This is a genomic window from Alkalidesulfovibrio alkalitolerans DSM 16529 (assembly GCF_000422245.1).
GTDB lineage: Bacteria > Desulfobacterota > Desulfovibrionia > Desulfovibrionales > Desulfovibrionaceae > Alkalidesulfovibrio > Alkalidesulfovibrio alkalitolerans.
In genome coordinates this window covers 1-1337 of the sequence record NZ_ATHI01000023.1, presented here as the reverse complement: position 1 = coordinate 1337, position 1337 = coordinate 1, and the positions used below count along the sequence as shown (strand labels likewise).

Annotated in this window: 1 protein-coding gene; it reads left to right on the top strand. The window is 61.0% G+C overall.

Annotated elements, in window-relative coordinates; translation table 11 throughout:
- Positions 1-575 precede the first annotated feature (575 nt).
- Positions 576-1256, top strand: coding sequence for an XRE family transcriptional regulator (locus tag DSAT_RS07510; protein WP_020887318.1), 681 nt, complete (start codon positions 576-578; stop codon positions 1254-1256).
- Positions 1257-1337: the final 81 nt, after the last annotated feature.

Below are 1337 nucleotides of genomic sequence, written 5' to 3'. Positions count from 1 at the left end.
GCGCGGCGGCCTCCGACTTTTCGGCCTGATCGTGCGCCTGGACCTTTTTCACAGCTTGTAAAATCGAAGTGGTCAGAGATTTCTCGTGGCCCCAGCCTTGCCAGTCTGAACGAACCGGAACGGCGATGCGCGCGCGAACGCTGCGGGAGCAACTCGGTCCAAAGAACCGCTCGCGAAGTCAGGCGGAAAACGCAAAAGATAAGGAAGAGAAACAAAAAAACTTCCCGGCTTGAGATGCGCTCACGGCCACCCGCTGACGTGAGGGGGGGGATGGGGGGTGCGGACAGCCGTGAACGCCTTCAAACCGGGAAGCGCTGGAAAAAGAGCTTTCCGCCCCGTGGGACGGTGGTGTAATCTATGTCGTGGGGGATGGATGTTGGATCACGAATGTGGTCTTGGCCAGATCCTTTTCCCCCCTGTGTTTCACTGCGAATCAGTCCACGCTCGCGAACACAATCTTGACCTAGCGTGACGCATTCGCTACGCTTGTCTACTTTTGTAGACAAGCGTAGCTACGCTCGTGGTGGATAGTACTGCTTTTTTGGGGGATGTCAACCGCTAGAGGGGGTAGGGCAATGCGTGAGGATTTCGATGCGGCCTTGGGGGGACGCATCCGCCAAATACTGGAGGAATCGGGGCTTTCGCGACCCCAATTCTGCGCTGCAGCAGGCGTGGCGCGCTCCACCTTGGCCAATTATCTGGCCGGAAAACGAACGCCCGACGCGGCATTTCTCATCCGCGTCGCCCGGCGCTTCGGGGTCAGCCCCGAATGGCTGTTGCTGGGGGAGATGCCTGCGTATCGCAACGGTTTTACCCGGCAGACGCCACTGCCCGGATGCGAAGTCGTGCAGGTTCCAGCCGTTTCGCCCGAGGCGGGGGGACATTTCGACGACATCGAAACCCTGCTGCGTGGGGCACAGGCGTCCTTCTGCTTCAATTTCGCCTGGCTCGCGCGCCAGGGCGCCGTTGAGTCCATGTTCGTGACCACGGTGGCGGGCGACGACATGGAACCGCTGCTGCATTCGGGCGATCTCCTGCTCGTGGATTCGTCGCGCCATTCGCCCCGGCCAGGACAACTCTTCGTCCTCGCGCTGGGCGGCGGGCTTGTGGCCAGACGCATCGACGCCTGCGTAGACAAGCTCTACCTGCGCTCCGAAAATCCAGCCTATCCGCGCGTGGAGATTCCCATCGACAAAACCGACAGGCTCAAGGTGCTCGGCCGCGTCATCTGGGCGGGCAAGTGCTTCCTGCCCTGACCTGACCTGACGGCTCAAAGAACGCCACGCCGCTGAAAAAGCTCCAGATGCAAAACGCAAGAAAGCGCCTGGGCCGACGCG